Here is a 15,375-nt window from a genome sequence, read left to right on the forward strand (position 1 = left end):
CCCCGGCACGTTCGGGGCAGAAGATCCGCCGGTCACCTGCTGATGTAGTTGGACAGCTGTTCGGTCTCGAACTCGAGTTCGCCGATCCGCGACTTGACCACGTCACCGATGCTGACCAGGCCGGCAAGGTTGCCGTCGACAACGACCGGGACGTGCCGGATCCGGCGGTCGGTCATCAGCCGCATCAGGTTGTCGATCAGGTCGTCCGGCGTACAGGTGTGTACCTCCGACGTCATGATCGCGCTGACCCGGACCTCGCCCGCGTCCGGCGTACCGTTCCAGAGCCGGACGATGTCGCGCTCGGAGACGATGCCGTCCACCGACCTTCCGTCCGCGCTGACCACCACGGCGCCGATGTTGTGGTCGGCCAGCAGGGCCAGCAGCTCGGTGACAGTGGCGTCTGGCGAGATGGTGACGACCTGGTTGCCCTTGCCGCGCAGTACGTCGTTGATCTTCACGGAGCCTCCTGCAGATCGAGGGACCAATACCCAAAGGTAGCGAAATCCCACGCCCAGCGGCAGTCCCCGCCTGTCACCCCGCGTGACAACGAAAGACAACCTCCGGCCCTCGCGTCTGGTGCCGATGAACCACCCCGACACCCAGGACGAAGGTTCTTTTCCACGCGTCACCAGGTCCTCCGGACCGGCCGGCGGCGTTTAGGTGTTTGAACGCTCAAAAGGACTTCGGTCCCTGGTCCTCCTGCGGCTTGTTACATAGCGTTACCGCAATTGGTGTGCGCGGAGGGGTGCGCACCACAACGGGAGGCTGTTCATGAGCAAGCACGGCAGGATTGTGCGACGGGCGGCGCTGGGGACGGCGCTCGCCGCTGCCGCAGCACTGACCATCGGCGGTATCGCATACGCCGACAACATCAACGACACGATTGAGGGCCTCGGCGCCGTGACGTTGGTCGCGGGCGACTCCACGTCGACCGGATCGGCCCAGGTCAAGGTGGTCCCGAACAACGGGGACAGCGACAGCGGCTGCAACATCGACACCAACGAGCATTTCGTCATCACCTTCGTCACGCCGGCCGGCGTGACCGCCTCACCGGCCTCTATGTCCTTCAGCGAGTGCAACGTCTTCCAGACCGTCAGTTTCAGTGCTGCGGCCGGGGCGGTCGACGGCACCGTGACCGCCACCATCACCACGAACACCACTGGCGCCGGCAGCTACAACAACAACGTCCAGATCCCCATCGACGTGACTGCCCCGGTGGTCGTCGTCGTTGACGCCGACGGAGACGGCGTAACAGATGCGTCCGACAACTGCCCGGCCGTGGCGAACGCCGACCAGGCGAACGCGGACGGCGACGCCCTCGGGAATGCCTGCGACGGGAACTCCTACGCACCGGCGGCCGCCGGCTCGCCCGCGGACGAAGGCGGTAAGGAAGGATCGGCACTGAGCACCTCCGGTGCTTTCACCGATGCCGATGGCAACGACACCCTGACGATCAGCAAGGTGAGCGGCGCCGGCACTGTCACCGACAACGGCGACGGCACCTGGTCCTGGTCACACAGCACCACCGACGACGCCACCGGCAGCGTGGTCGTGCAGGCCACCGACGGCGAGCACCTGGCCGCGACCGAGACGTTCAACTGGACCGCCTCGAACGTGGCACCTACCGTCGGCACGGTCACCGCAACACACACCAGCGCCTGCGCGGTGTCGCTGAACGCACCGTTCACCGACCCCGGCACAGCCGACACCCACGCCGCCACGATCTCGTGGGGTGACTCCGGTACGACGACCGTCGCCCCGGCCACCTCCGCGATCACCGGATCGCACGCGTACACCGCCAACGGGACCTACACGATCGGCGTCTCGGTCACCGACGACGACGGCGGGAACGGCACGGGCGACGCCTCGTTCGCGACCCAGAACACGCCGAGCGCGCTCCAGCAGCCCATCAACGCCGCTGGAACTCGCAGCGTCTTCAAGCTCGGCAGCACGATCCCGGTCAAGATCACGGTCACCGGTTGCGACGGCGCCGCCGTCTCCACCCTGACCCCGACGGTCACACTCACCAGGGTCGACACCACGCCGGACGGCATCGTGAACGAGACCGCGGTCGACACGGTCGCGACCAACGGGCTGCAGATGCGCTGGTCGGACACGCAGTACATCTACAACCTGTCGACCAAGCTCAGCCAGCAGACCGGCGCCGCGCTGACCGCCGGCACCTACCGGGTCACTGTCTCCGACGGCAGCTTCGCAGCTTCGGTGTCGGCGTCGATCGACCTGCGGAAGTAACCAGGACGGAACCGGTCGTGCGGGCGGTGAGGAGGGGGATCTCCCGCACGGTCGGTTCAGCTCTGTCAGAAAGAGTCGTCACGGAGCAGGTCGATGGCGGACTGGCGGTCCTTGACCCGGAGTTTTCGCAGTACGGACGAGATGTGCACACGGATCGTGGTCGGCGAGAGGAACAGGCGCTTGGCGACGTCGTCGGTGCTCAGTCCCTCGCCCAGCAGGGCCATCACCTCCCACTCCCGCGACGTCAGCAACCCGGCAGCCTTCGACTGCCGGCCCAGTCGTCGCCGGCCCGGCTCCCGGAACTCGTCCAGGATCCGGGCCACCAGTGAGCGGGGAATCGCCGCCTCGCCCGACAGCACTCCGCGCAGCGCGGCCGGCAGCCGAGCAGGGTCGGTGTCCTTGAGCAGATAACCGGACGCCCCGGCGCGCAGCGAGTCGAAGAGATCGTTGTCGTCGCGCGAGACGGTGAGCATCACGATCGCGACCTCCGGCAACTGCCGGGCGACCTCGGCGGCAGCTCTGATCCCGCCGCCCGGCATGTGGATGTCGAGCAGTACGACGTCCGGCTGGTGCTCCTGCGCGAGTCGGACGGCCTGTGGCCCAGTGGCCGCCTCGGCGCAGACCTCGAAGCCACCCGTCTCCAGGGCCTGCCGGATGTGCGCCCTGAGCATCGGGTGATCGTCCGCGATGACCACCCGGCGCGGTTCCGCGCTCACCACCTGACCATCACCGTTGTCCCCTCGTCCGGCCGCGTCGTCAGCTCGAAGGTACCGGGCAATGCCTCTGCGCGCTCGCGCATGCTGACCAGCCCGAACCCGTTCTTCGGTCCCGCAGCGTCGAATCCCGGCCCGTCGTCCGAGATCCGCAGCCGGCTCCCGTCGCCGTCGCGACCCAGCTCGACCTCCACCCGATCCACCTTGCCGTGCCGTACAGCGTTCAGGACCGCCTCGCGCGCGATGCGGACCAGTGCGTGCCGTTGCGGGCGGTCGACCACGATCGACTCGTCCAGTGCGAGGTCGAGCGTCACACCGTACCGCTGGGCCAACTGCTCGACCGCCCGGTGCAGTACCAACCCGAGCGGCTCGTCGTCCGAACGGCCGAGGGCCTGGAGCATTTGTCGCGCCTCGTCCATCGCGCGTTCACTCGCGCCGAGGATCCGGTCGACCCGCGGGCGATCGGCGACCGCGAACGCCGAGATCTCGGAGCGGATGTAGCCGAGCTCCTGCAGTACGCCGTCGTGCATCTCGCGGGCGAGCCGTCGCCGGTCCTCGACCACGGCGGCCGCCGCTTGCAGGGCCCAGTGTCGGCTGATCTCCCGGCCCGCGGCGACGAGCAACAGGAGGTAGGACCCGGTGCGCAACGGGCTGCCGGAGTACACCCACTCGGCACGCTCCGGGGGAAAGAACAGGTAGTTCAGCCGCGCGAGTGCCCCCAACGCGCAGGCAGGGCCGAGCCAGCGCAGCAGTACGTCGTCCCGGCTGCGCGCCTGCACTGTGAACGCCACCGCTGCCACCGCGAAGCAGACGAGCGTCAGGAGCTGCGGGACGAGGAGCGCTTTGGAACTGGGATCCTGCGGCAACGAGTCCTTCCGCCAATACAGGACGGCGCCGACCACGAACATCGCCGCGACCGCGGGCGCCAACGCCCAGTGCCGCCAGCCACGCCGACGCGCCTGGCGGTCAGGCACGAGGGCCGACGCGGCGATCAGCAGCGTTCCGACGATCCGCAGGGCCGGCGGCAGCCAGTTGCCGAAGGCACCGGCCGGCTGGTTCTTGATGAGCGTGACGCTGAGCAACGCATTCGCCGTACCGAGAACCACCAGCCCCTGCAGCAGCAGAAGATCCTGTCGAGTGTTCGTACGCCGGAATCGCCCGTAGACCAGGTACGCGAGCAGTAGCGCGACACACGCGTTGACGGTCTCGAGCACCAGGTGCGCGGCCGGACTCTGATACCCGAACTCCTGCTCCCACCGCCCCACCACGACAGCCGCGCCCGTCAACCCGAGCACCAGCGCCCCGAGCGCGACGCTCCCCCGCATCCGCCAAACCCGCTCTTTCACAATCACTGACCGTACGCCGAACCCACACCCTCCGGAAACGCCCACCGTGGTGTGGACTTCGGCTGCCCCCGACAGCCACTTCTCACGACTCGAAAACACACCGCGAGCCAAACGCCACGAACAGGTGGGAAGGTGTCCTGAGGGAGGTGGGTTGATGGACGTTCTGGAACCGGCCCGGGTCAGCGAGTGGGCGACGCGCGATTGCCTGGGGATCCGGGTGGTGACGCCGTTCCGAGGCATGTTGGGGAAGCGGAACGAACTGCTCGACGAGCTGATCGCCTGGCTGGCCGGCCAGGGGATCGACGACGTCGGGCCGTTCTTCCTCCGGCTACACGTGATCGACATGAGCGGGCCGATGGACCTGGAGGTCGGAGTGCTGACCCCGACCGCCCTGGCCGGCGACGCCCGCGTGAAACCCAGCACGCTGCCCGCCGGGCGGTACGCGACGTTGACGTATCGCAATCACTCGCTCCGGGCCAACCGCGCGCTGCTCGAGTGGGCCGCTGCCGAGGGACTCACCCTCGATCGCCACGAGACCGCGGCCGGCGACGTCTTCGGCTGCCGGTACGAGGCGTACCGCACCGATCCGCGCACCGAACCGCGCAAGACCAAGTGGGAGGTCGAGCTGGGCATCCGTATCGCCGACTGACGCACGCCGACCCGGGGCGACCGTAGGATCTGCAGGTTCGCGAATCGGTCGGGGGATTTCGGGGGGATTCGGTGGGGTTTCGGCAGGATCTGGCCGTACTGCGGCACCGGGACGTCCGGGTCTTCGTGTCGGCGCGGTTCATCTCGATCCTCGGATCGGCGATCGCGCCGGTGGCGTTGGTGTTCGCCGTACTGGACGTAGCGCATTCGGCCGGTGCGGTCGGGACGGTGCTCGCGGCGCGGAGCATCCCGAACATCGTGTTCCTGCTGATCGGCGGTGTGATCGCCGACCGGCTGCCCCGGCACCTGGTGCTGGTCGCGGCCAACACGATCAGCGGACTCACCCAGGGGCTGGCCGCGACGCTCGTCCTCACCGGGCACGCGACGATCTGGCAGCTCGCGGCGATCGAAGCGGTGAACGGGATCGCCGCCGCGTTCGTGATGCCCGCGATGACCGGGATCCTGCCGTCGATCGTGGACCGCGCCGAACTCCCCCAGGCCAACGCGATCTCCGGCTTCGCGCGCTCGGCGGCGATGATCGGCGGCGGCGCGGTCGCCGGTGTGATCGTCGGGCTGACCGGTCCGGGCGTCGGGCTCGCGGTGGACGGCGTGACGTTCCTGATCGCTGCGTTCTTGCTGTTCCGCCTGACGATCCCGCGGATCGAGCGGGCGGCCAGTTCGGTCCTGACCGACTTGCGGGAGGGCTGGAAGGAGTTCGCGTCCCGGCAGTGGGTCTGGGTGATCGTGCTCGCGTTCGCGCTGCTCAACCTGATCTACACAGCCTGCTACCAGGTCCTCGGCCCCGTGATCGCGGACCGCACGTTCGGCCGGGCCGGCTGGGGTCTGGTGAGTGCCTGCTTCGGCGCCGGACTGATCGCCAGCGGCCTCATCATGCTCCGCCTCAAACCGCGCCGCCCACTCCGCACCGGGATGCTCGGCATGCTCCTCACGGTCCCGGTGATGCTCTGCCTGGCGCTGGTCCCCCAGCTCTGGGCGATGGCGATCGCGGCGTTCGTCCTCGGGGTCGGCTTCGACATCTTCGGGATCAGCTGGGAGACCGCACTCGGCCAGCACGTCCCTATCGACAAGCTGTCGCGGGTGTCGTCGTACGACATGCTCGGCTCGTTCATCGCCGGCCCCGTCGGCCAACTCACCGTCGGGTATGTCGCCGTCGCCGTCGGCGCGAAAGCCGTCGAACTGTACGGCGCTGCACTCTTCGTCCTGATCACCCTCATCACGCTCGTCGTCCCATCTGTTTGGAACCTGCGTAGGGTGGACGTGTGAGCTCAATCGTGCCTGGACCGCAGAAGAAGATCGGCGAGGAGATCGACGCGGCTCGCTCCGGCGCCAAACCGCTCGATCCGAGCGCCCTCAACGCACCCGCGCCCCGTCAGCAGCAGCTGACCGGTCTCGACGACTGGCCGGAGTCGTTGCGCACGGCGATCGAGGCGGAGCACGCACGCGTGTCCGCGCTCGACTCGAACCGCCGCAGGACGGCTGACAAGGCCGTACCCGAGCTCGTCAACCGCCTCGACACGCTCCTGGACGAGATCGCCGACCGCCTCCAGGCCGACAAGCCCCGCCTGTTCGGCAAGGCAACTCCTGCCGCCGAGCCGTCGGAGGACGTCGCGGAACTGCTGGGTATCCCGGCCGACGAACTCGACCAACCGTCAGGCCGCGGCGAACACCGTACGGCGCTACGCACGATCAAACAGCTCCGCTCCCAGCTGAAGGACCTGGAGACCACGCCGGACCACTCCCGCCTGACCCGCCTGGCAACCTTCACCATCCGGCTGGCCCTGGTAGTCGAAGCCGCCCCAGAACCCGCCACCACCCTGGCCCCGATCGCCCTCGCCCGCTTCACCCAAGGCGTCTCCGACTCCCAATGGAACGCCACATTCGCCGAAAAGCTGACCTCCTGGCAAGAAACCCGCCACACCCTCACCAACTCCTGAAGTGGTGATGTGTGGCGGATACCGCGGAGCGCACGACCCAACAGTTCAGCCTTTGATGGCGCCGCCTAGGGCGAAGGCGCCGCCCAGTTTGCGGCTGAGGAGGAGGTAGAGGAGGAGTACGGGGGTGGTGTAGATGAGGGAGTACGCCGCCAGCTGCCCGTAGTTCGGTTCGCCGTACTGGCCGAAGAACGTGAAGATGCTGACCGACGCCGGCAACCGCTCCGGCGACAACAGCAGCATGAACGGGACGAAGAAGTTCCCCCACATGCCGATGAAGGTGAAGATCAGCACGACCGCGATCCCCGGCCACATCAACGGCAGCACGATCGCCCGCAGCGCGCGCATGTTCCCGGCGCCGTCGACCCAGGCCGCTTCCTCGAGCGAGATCGGTACGCCGTCCATGAACGTCTTCGTCAGCCAGATCGCGAACGGCAATGCGCTCGTCGCCATGAACATGATCGTTCCGCCGAGCGTGTCGACCAGGTTCAGCTGCACGAACAGCCCGTACACCGGCACCATCACCGCGGTGATCGGCAACCCGGTGCAGAACAGCACCGTCAGCAGGAACGGCCGGTTGAACCGCGTCCGGAACCTCGACAACGGGTACGCCGCCAGCACCGCGCAGATCATCGTCAGCAACGCAGCCCCGCCGCACAGCACGATGCCGTTCAGCACCGGCCGGTACGTCGTGTCGGTGTTCAGCACCGCCTTGAAGTTCCCGAGCGTCGGATGCGTCGGGAACTCGACCCGCAGCCCCGCAGTCCGGTTGATCGACGCGAACAGCACCCACAACAGCGGAAGCACGAACAGTACGCCGATGGCCAGCAGCACCAGGTTCGACGCCAGCTTGCTCATCTTGTCGCGGGCAATCACGCTGCCTCCGAGTTGAGTCCACGCAGGTAGATCAGCGAGAAGACCGCGCCGATCGCCAGCATCACCAACGCGATCGCGGTGCCGTAGCCGATCTGGGAGAAGCTGAACGCCTGCTCGTACATGTACAGCGGCAGCGTCTGGCTCTTGGTTCCCGGGCCGCCGCGGGTCATCGCGAAGATCAGGCCGAACACACTCAGCGTCTGCAGCGTGATCAGCATCAGGTTGGTCATGATCGCGCGGGTGATCATCGGCAGCGTCACGAACGCGAGCCGCCGCCAGCCGCCCGCACCGTCCATCTCGGCGGATTCCTCGATCTCCTTGGGAATCTCGCTCAGGGCGGCCGAGTACACCAGCATCGAGAACGCCGTACCGCGCCAGATGTTGGCCAGCGAGACCGCGATGATCGGTGCCGCGTACAACCAGTCCTGACCGGGAAGGCCGACCGCGCGCAGCATCACGTTCAGCGTGCCGTCGTCGTTGAAGAACGCGCTCAGCAGGTACGCCGCGACCACCTCGGGCAGCACCCACGCGCCGATCACCGCCGTACCGACGAAGTTCCGGACGAGCTTGGTGGACTTGCGCATCAGCAGCGCGAGGCCGAGGCCGAGGCTGTTCTGCCCGATGATCGCGGAGATCAGCGTGAACACCAGGGTCAGCCAGATCGCGTTCGTGAACGCACCGCTGGAGAACGCCTTGCGGAAGTTGTCCAGCCCGACGAACTTCACGTTCGCCGCGCCGGTGCCGGTGAGCGCCATGTTGGTGAACGCGGCGTACACGCAGTAGAGGATGGGGCCGGCCAGGAAGACCAGCATCAGTCCGATGGCCGGCGACAGCGGCAGCATCCGGACCAGCTTGGCGGCCTTCGGCTTCCCGCTCCCTCCGGGTGACTTACCGGAGGGAGCGGTGGCCGAGGTGGGGGCGACGGTCGTCGTCACAGGGGAGATTTCCCTTCGAGCCGGGACCTACTGGCCGGTGCTCTGCGTCGTCGTCTTGTCCTTGCCGCCGACGATGCCTTCGACCGCCTGGTCGTAGTTCTTCGCGGCATTGTCCGGCGAGGTCTGCCCGGTCATCACCGACTCCATCGCGGTGATGATCTCGTTCGAGACCTTCGGGTACTCCGGCAACGCCGGCCGGTACACGGTCACCGACACCAGGTCGGTGAAGAACTGGGTGCTCGCCGACGAGGACTTGTACGCCGCATCGGAGGCGACGTCCTTGCGGACCGCGATCTGCGCACCGTCGGTGGCGTACTTGGCGGCGTTCTTCTGGGTCTGCAGGGTCTTGATGAAGTCCCAGGCCGCGTCGGGGTTCTTCGACTTGGCCGGGATCGCCCAGGTCCAGCCGCCGGAGAGGCTGACCTTGCCCTTGCCGCTGCCGTCCTGGGTGGGCATCGCGGTCTGGCCGAGCACCGTGCTCCACTGCGGCCACGGCTTGGCGCCGGACTTCAGCCAGTTCCCGTAGATCCAGGAACCGTCGAGGTCGATGGCCAGCTTCTGCTGCGGCAGCAGCTCGGTGCCGACCTTGCTGCCCATGTTCGGGCTGAGCGCGTCCTTCGGCGACGGCGCCAGGCCCTCGGAGAAGACGGTCTTGACGAAGTTCAGCGAGTCCTTGAAGCCCTGGCTGCCGACGACCCACTTCTTCTGGTCGTAGTTGTACAGGGTGTCCTTCGTGCCGTAGAGCAGCATCTCGAAGCCCTGCATCGCCGAGGCTTCACCCATCGGCTTGCCGGAGTACATGTTGAACGGGATCACGCCCGGCACCTTCTGCTTGATGGTGCGCGCCGCACTGAGCACGTCGTCCCAGGTCTTCGGCTGCCAATCGGCGGGCAGGCCCGCCTTGGCGAAGATCTGCTTGTTGTACCAGAGCGCCCGAGTATCGGTGCCGTCCGGTACGCCGTACGTCTTGCCGTCCTGGCCGCGCGCCGCACCCTTGGCGGTGTCCTCGAACTGGCTCCACTGGTCCCACTTGGAGATGTAGTCGTCGAGCGGCTTCAGGTACCCCGCGGTGATGTCGGAGTTGATCAGGAAGGTGTCCTCGTAGACGATGTCCGGCGCCGTGTTCGGCGAGCGCATCATCAGCTGGATCTTGGTGTAGTAGTCGTTCTCGCTGGCAACGACCGGAACGATCTCGACCTGGGATCCTGGGTGCGCGGCTTCGTACTCGCTCTTCACGCCGGCGAGGAAGTTCTTCATCACGACGCCCGGGCCCCACTGCTGGTACGCGATCTTGATGTGCGCCGGACCGGAGCTCTGCGAGCTGCCGGCGTCCGGCTGCTTGGTCGTCGACCCCTGGCTGCAGGCCGTGACCGCCAGCAGCAGCGCACTCGCGACGGCTGCCACCTTGAAACGTTTCCTAGACATCATTCAGGTCCACCTTCGGGCAATCGTTGTCATGCCGGTACCACGACCCAAACCCTGCGGGCTTTCCCGTGACCGTAGGAGCCTCGAATGGCCGAAGTCAATGCTTGACAGACAACGTTGTCGCCGCAATCGCGCGATAACGCGGCGACCGGAACGTAACGATCCGGTCACCGCGTTGTCATACCCCTACTTTGTCAGGCCGCGACGGCGGACGCCTCATGCCGAGCCGGTACGGCGCGTCCCCGCGAGCGCAGCGCGCCGAGCCCGCAGAGCAGCACTCCGGCGAGTAACCAGCACGCCAGGACGACGAGTGGCCGGGCAGCGCCGGCGCCGTCGAAGAAGCTCACCGAGCGCAACGCCGTACCCGCGGCTCCGGGCGGCAGCAGCTGCCCCAACGCGCCCCACCCGCTCGGCAGCATCTCCGGCGCGCTCGTCATCCCTGACAACGGATTGCCGAGCAGCATCATCATGGCGCTGCCGAGCGCGAGTCCCGCCGTACCGAGCAGCCACTCGAGGCCGAGCAGCGTGAGACTGATGGCGGCGATCGACATCGCGATGACTCCTGAATTGCCGAGGTAGCTGCCCTCGAGCGAGCCGAGCCAGTACTGCAGTACGGCGGCCAGCGCGAGCCCACCGGTTATCGCGAAGCCGATCGCACCGACCATTCGGTTCGCACCGGATCGCACCAGCTGGGTGAGTGCGGCGGCGGCGATGATCCCGCCGAGCACGAGCGGCAGTGCGCCGGCAGCAAGTCCGGCACCGCGCGGATCGTCCTTCGGCAGCGGCACGATGTCGGTCACCTTCGCCGGGTTCTCCGGGGACATCCGCGCCGACAACTGCGTCAGCACCTGCGCGACAGCGGGCCCGCCCGCGGAGGCGGTCAGTACTTCGGGCTGCGCCGCGTCCAGCACGATCGCGCCGTACGCGTCCCGGTCCTCGATCCGCTGCACGGCTGCCTGCCGATCCGGGACGGCGGTGATCTCGAAGCCACCGGGCACCGCCTTCTCGAGCGCGGCCTCGATCTGCGTGACCGCCGGCGCCGGACCGGACACCGCGAGCGGGACGTCCCGCGGTTCGGAGCGCGCGGACGGCCACGCGAAGGCGATCAGGAACACCGTGAGGACCGCGGTCAGCAGGGTGATGACGGCGATCAGGGGCGGCCGGCGACGTTCGGCCGCGTGCGCCTCAGTGGTCATGGTTGGTACTCCCTCGGGCTTTAAAACCGAATGATCGTTCTTTATATGTCCGAGCCTCGCAACGGCTCGGCGACTTGTCAAGAACGGACATTCGTTTTATGTTGCGAGAGTGCCCAAGGTCACCGAGGAACACCGCCTGGCCCGCCGCGCGCAGATCGTCGCGGCGGCCCGCACCTGTGTGCTCGAGGACGGCTTCCACAAGACGACGATGGCGGACGTGATCCGCGAGTCCGGGCTGTCCGCGGGCGCCGTCTACGGGTACTTCAAGAGCAAGGAAGAGATCCTCGCCGCGATCGCCGAGGACGCGCTCAGCACGATCGACGAGCTCTTCGGGAAGATTCTCGCCTCCGAGGTGCCGCTGACCCCGCTGGCGGCGCTCGAGGCCACCATCAAGCATGTCGTGACGATCGCCGAGCGCCCCGGCGGCGACGTCACCAGGGTCGCGGTCCAGGCCTGGGCGGAGGCCCTGCGGGACCCGCCGATCATGGCCACCGCCCACGACAAGTACAGCCAGCTCCGCCGGAACTTCGAGGCGGTCGCCCGGCGCGCCCAGGCCGACGGAACGGTCGACTCCGACGTCGCGCCGGAGCACGTCGCCCAGGTGATGCTGGCCCTGATCCCGGGGTTCGTGCTCCAGCGGCTGATCCTCGGCGACGTCACACCGGACAGCTATCTCGCCGGACTCCGCGCGCTGCTCCGGTCCTAGGTGGAGTTTCACCCACCCTGTACGGCGGTCCAGCACCATGGGTCGGTACGCCGCTGATCCGTAGCGTCGGCGGCATGAAGAAAAGGACGCAGGAAGCAGTCGACGGGACCGGGTACTCGGTCGTCCTGCAGGAGGTACGACGGGTCTACGGCCGTGGCGGGAACGCCGTCACCGCCCTCGACGGGATCTCGATGAAGTTCGCCCCCGGCACCTTCACCGCGGTGATGGGTCCGTCCGGATCGGGCAAGAGCACTTTCCTGCACTGTGCGGCGGGACTCGACCGGCCGACGTCCGGCAGTGTCTCCATCGACGGCCAGCCGCTCGCCGGACTCAGCGAGCGCAGGCTGACCGAGCTCCGTCGGGAGCGGATCGGCTTCGTGTTCCAGTCCTTCAACCTGCTGCCCGCACTGACCGTCTGGCAGAACGTCTGCCTGCCGCAGGAGCTCGACGGACGCCGCGTCAACAAGGCCGCCGTACGCCAGGTGCTCGAGCGCGTCGGTCTCGCCGACCGGTCCAAGCACCGCCCGGGCGAGCTGTCCGGCGGCCAGCAGCAGCGGGTCGCGATCGCCCGCGCGCTCGTCGCGCGGCCGGCCGTGATCTTCGCCGACGAGCCGACCGGCGCGCTCGACACCCAGACCGCTGCCGACGTCCTCGACCTCCTGCGCGAGCCGGTGCGGACCCAGGGCCAGACGGTCGTCATGGTCACCCACGACCCGGTCGCCGCGTCGTACGCCGACCAGGTGGTCTTCCTCGCCGACGGTGCGCTCGCCGGCAGCCTGACCGCCCCGACCGCCGAAACGGTCGCCGACCGGATGACCCACCTCGGCGCACGCTCGACCCTGCGGGCGGTGGCGGGATGATGCGCCTCGCCGTCCGCACCTTGCGCCATCGCAAGAGCGGATTCATCGCCACGTTCATCGCGGTCGTCTTCGGTACGGCGATCGTGATGGCCTGTGGCGGCCTGATGGAGACCGGCATCCGTTCCAATGTGGAGCCGCAACGCCTCGCAGGTGCGTCGCTCGTTGTCACCGGCAAGCAGTCCCACTTCCGCCCCGGCGTCGAAGACGCCACTCCCCTGACGGAACGCGTCGGCGTACCTGTCGACCTACTCGCCAAGATCCGTTCCGCGCAAGGCGTTTCGTCCGCTGTCGGCGACTACACGTTCACCGCCATCGGAACTTCTGTTGCTGAGGGCCACAACTGGTCAAGCGCGTCCCTCGCTCCCTATCACTTGAGTGCCGGACGCGCACCGCGGTCCGGCGAGGTTGTCGTTTCGACCGGGAAGCCGGGCGAGCAGCTGACTCTCCTGATCAACGGCGAGCCGAAGACCTTCACCGTCAGCGGCATCGCCCCGCAGGCTTCCAGTCACGCCTTCTTCTCCGACCACGACGCAGCGCAACTCGTCCGCAATCCGGTCCGCTTCGCCGATGTCGGCGTACTGGTTGCTCCTGGCACCGACATCTCCGCCGTCAAGGACCGGTTGGAAGAGGTCGACGGGAACCTGGCAGTCCGTGCGGGAGTCGACCGCGGCCTCGCGGAACACCCCGATGCCGAATCACACCGTACGGCGTTGATCGCGATCGCCGGCTCGTTCGGTGGGATCGCGGTGATGACGATGATGTTCGTGGTCGCGTCCACCTTGGCGCTCGCCGCGCAGCACCGGGAACGTGAGTTCGCACTGCTCCGCGGGATCGGCACGACGCCCGGTCAGGTACGGCGGATGATCCTCGGCGAGGCGCTCATGGTCGCACTACCGGCCGTCGTCCTCGGCTGCCTGCCAGGGATCTTTCTCGGCCGATTCCTGTTCGATCAGCTCAGTGCGCACGGCGTCGCCTCGCCGGTGATCGAGTTCTCGCAGGGGTGGATCCCGTTCGCGGCCGGCGCCGGTGCGGCGGTCCTCGCGGCGATCGGCGCAGGCCTGATCGCGGCGCGGAAGTCGGCGAAGATCAAGCCGGTCGAGGCGCTGGTCGAGGCGTCGCTGCAGCGGAAGTGGTTCAGCTGGATCCGGTTGCTGTTCGGTCTGCTGTTCCTCGGCGGCGGGATGGCGTTGCTGATCGTCACCGCGACGGTGATGTCCGGTCCGCTCGCCGCATCGACCGCGGGTCCGTCGATCCTGTGCTGGGCGATCGGTGTCGCGGTGCTCGGGCCGTTCTGGACCAAGGCGGTGCTGGGGTTCTGGCGCTGGCCGGTCCAGGCCCTGACCCGGGTGAACGGCCGGCTCGCGATCCGCAACCTGTCGGCGCGCTCGGTGGCGCTGTCGGCCGCGGCGATGCCGGTGATGCTCGCCGTCGGCATCTCGACCGCCAACCTGTACATGCAGACCACGCAGGTGCACGCATCCTCGGAGGCGTTCACGCGGGATCTGCGTGCGGACGCCGTACTGGTATCGGATGCCGGTCTCTCGCCGACGTTGCTCTCGCAGGTTCGGTCCGCGCCCGGCGTGGCGAGTGCTTCGGCTTTCGTCCGCAGCATGGGTGCGGTGGATGAGCCTCGTAACGCTCCGTTCGACGAGGACGGTGCGCCCGTGATCGGCGTGGATGCGCAGGGCGCGAACGGCACGGCGCCGGTTCGGTTGACGAGCGGATCGTTGGTCGGCCTGACCGGGGCGACCGCGGCGGTGCCCGAGTACATGGCGAGCAAGACCGGTCATGGCGTCGGCTCCGAGATCACGATGACGTTGGGCGACGGGACCACGGTGAAGCTGCGGGTGGTCGCGACGTTCGCGGCCGAGCGCGGGTACGAGACGATCATCCTGCCCGCGTCGCTGGTCGCAGCACACACGACGGACGGGTTGACCAAGCAGATCCTGGTACGGGCCGCACCGGGCGCCGACGTACGACCGGGTCTGGCCAAGCTCGCTGCCGCCCATCCAGGTGTCCAGGTCGCCGACCGGAGCACGCTGGTCGCCTCGAACGTCGAGGACCTGCAGACGCAGGCGTGGATCAACTACATGCTCGTCGGCATGCTGATCGCCTACACCGCGGTCTCGGTCGTCAACACCCTGGTCTCCACAACTCTGCGCCGCCGTCGAGAGTTCGCCCTGCAACGGCTGACCGGCTCGACCCGCTTCCAGGTGCTCCGCATGCTGACCACCGAAAGCACTCTGGTCACCCTGATCGGCGTCACCCTCGGCACCGCAGTCGCCCTGGCCTGCCTCCTACCGTTCTCCGCCAAGGTCTCCAACGACGCCCTGCCCACGGGCCCGATCTGGATCTACCTCGTCGTAGTGGGCGCAGCCGCTCTACTGACCTTCGGCTCAACCCTCATCCCAGCAACCACAGCCCTCCGCCACTCCCCCACCCAACCCACCTACTCGGATTGACCG

At 67.8% G+C, this 15,375-nt stretch carries 14 protein-coding genes; 7 read left to right on the plus strand and 7 right to left on the minus strand.

Features of this window, described 5'->3' with window-relative positions; genetic code table 11:
* Positions 1–32: 32 nt before the first annotated feature.
* A complete protein-coding gene (locus EV651_RS13425) occupies positions 33–458 on the minus strand; it encodes a CBS domain-containing protein (protein WP_133785483.1) in 426 nt (141 codons plus the stop codon).
* A gap of 313 nt (positions 459–771) precedes the next feature.
* Here EV651_RS13425 and EV651_RS13430 point away from each other — a divergent pair, with 313 nt between their 5' ends.
* Positions 772–2,253, plus strand: coding sequence for a PxKF domain-containing protein (locus tag EV651_RS13430; protein ID WP_133785484.1), 1,482 nt, complete (start codon positions 772–774; stop codon positions 2,251–2,253).
* A 65-nt stretch (positions 2,254–2,318) separates the two neighbouring features.
* Here the strand turns inward: EV651_RS13430 and EV651_RS13435 are convergent, their stop codons facing one another.
* Both EV651_RS13435 and EV651_RS13440 read right to left on the minus strand, forming a co-directional pair.
* The gene (locus EV651_RS13435) at positions 2,319–2,969 is read right to left on the minus strand and encodes a response regulator transcription factor (protein ID WP_202870313.1); all 651 of its coding nucleotides are present in this window, start codon (positions 2,967–2,969) and stop codon (positions 2,319–2,321) included.
* Positions 2,966–4,312, minus strand: a complete 1,347-nt coding sequence (locus EV651_RS13440; protein WP_166658595.1) for a sensor histidine kinase — start codon at positions 4,310–4,312, stop codon at positions 2,966–2,968. The genes EV651_RS13435 and EV651_RS13440 overlap by 4 nt, the downstream gene beginning before the upstream one ends.
* 154 nt (positions 4,313–4,466) lie before the next feature.
* On the opposite strand from EV651_RS13440, the gene EV651_RS41355 reads away from it, so the two are divergent.
* The 3 genes from EV651_RS41355 (at position 4,467) to EV651_RS13455 (ending at position 6,915) form a co-directional block, all read left to right on the plus strand.
* The gene (locus tag EV651_RS41355; protein WP_166658596.1) at positions 4,467–4,961 is read left to right on the plus strand and encodes a GyrI-like domain-containing protein; all 495 of its coding nucleotides are present in this window, start codon (positions 4,467–4,469) and stop codon (positions 4,959–4,961) included.
* Between the two features lie 71 nt (positions 4,962–5,032).
* Positions 5,033–6,244, plus strand: coding sequence for an MFS transporter (locus EV651_RS13450; RefSeq protein ID WP_133785487.1), 1,212 nt, complete (start codon positions 5,033–5,035; stop codon positions 6,242–6,244).
* Positions 6,241–6,915, plus strand: coding sequence for a hypothetical protein (locus EV651_RS13455; protein ID WP_133785488.1), 675 nt, complete (start codon positions 6,241–6,243; stop codon positions 6,913–6,915). Before EV651_RS13450 ends, EV651_RS13455 begins: the two co-directional genes overlap by 4 nt.
* 45 nt (positions 6,916–6,960) lie before the next feature.
* Here the strand turns inward: EV651_RS13455 and EV651_RS13460 are convergent, their stop codons facing one another.
* The 4 genes from EV651_RS13460 to EV651_RS13475 all read right to left on the minus strand — a co-directional run bounded on the left by EV651_RS13460 (position 6,961) and on the right by EV651_RS13475 (position 11,344).
* Complete coding sequence (locus EV651_RS13460) at positions 6,961–7,788, minus strand: carbohydrate ABC transporter permease (RefSeq protein WP_133785489.1); 828 nt, start codon at positions 7,786–7,788, stop codon at positions 6,961–6,963.
* Positions 7,785–8,723, minus strand: a complete 939-nt coding sequence (locus EV651_RS13465) for a carbohydrate ABC transporter permease (protein ID WP_202870315.1) — start codon at positions 8,721–8,723, stop codon at positions 7,785–7,787. Before EV651_RS13465 ends, EV651_RS13460 begins: the two co-directional genes overlap by 4 nt.
* 27 nt (positions 8,724–8,750) lie before the next feature.
* A complete protein-coding gene (locus EV651_RS13470) occupies positions 8,751–10,148 on the minus strand; it encodes an extracellular solute-binding protein (RefSeq protein ID WP_238156863.1) in 1,398 nt (465 codons plus the stop codon).
* A gap of 194 nt (positions 10,149–10,342) precedes the next feature.
* Positions 10,343–11,344 (minus strand): hypothetical protein, encoded by a 1,002-nt coding sequence (locus tag EV651_RS13475; RefSeq protein WP_133785490.1) that lies wholly within the window; start codon positions 11,342–11,344, stop codon positions 10,343–10,345.
* Between the two features lie 109 nt (positions 11,345–11,453).
* Here EV651_RS13475 and EV651_RS13480 point away from each other — a divergent pair, with 109 nt between their 5' ends.
* From EV651_RS13480 to EV651_RS13490, 3 genes are all read left to right on the plus strand, one after another.
* Complete coding sequence (locus EV651_RS13480; RefSeq protein ID WP_133785491.1) at positions 11,454–12,050, plus strand: TetR/AcrR family transcriptional regulator; 597 nt, start codon at positions 11,454–11,456, stop codon at positions 12,048–12,050.
* Between the two features lie 74 nt (positions 12,051–12,124).
* A complete protein-coding gene (locus EV651_RS13485; protein WP_133785492.1) occupies positions 12,125–12,910 on the plus strand; it encodes an ABC transporter ATP-binding protein in 786 nt (261 codons plus the stop codon).
* The gene (locus EV651_RS13490) at positions 12,907–15,372 is read left to right on the plus strand and encodes an FtsX-like permease family protein (RefSeq protein WP_133785493.1); all 2,466 of its coding nucleotides are present in this window, start codon (positions 12,907–12,909) and stop codon (positions 15,370–15,372) included. Before EV651_RS13485 ends, EV651_RS13490 begins: the two co-directional genes overlap by 4 nt.
* The last annotated feature ends 3 nt before the right edge of the window (positions 15,373–15,375 follow it).

This window comes from Kribbella sp. VKM Ac-2571 (genome assembly GCF_004362255.1).
GTDB lineage: Bacteria > Actinomycetota > Actinomycetes > Propionibacteriales > Kribbellaceae > Kribbella > Kribbella pratensis.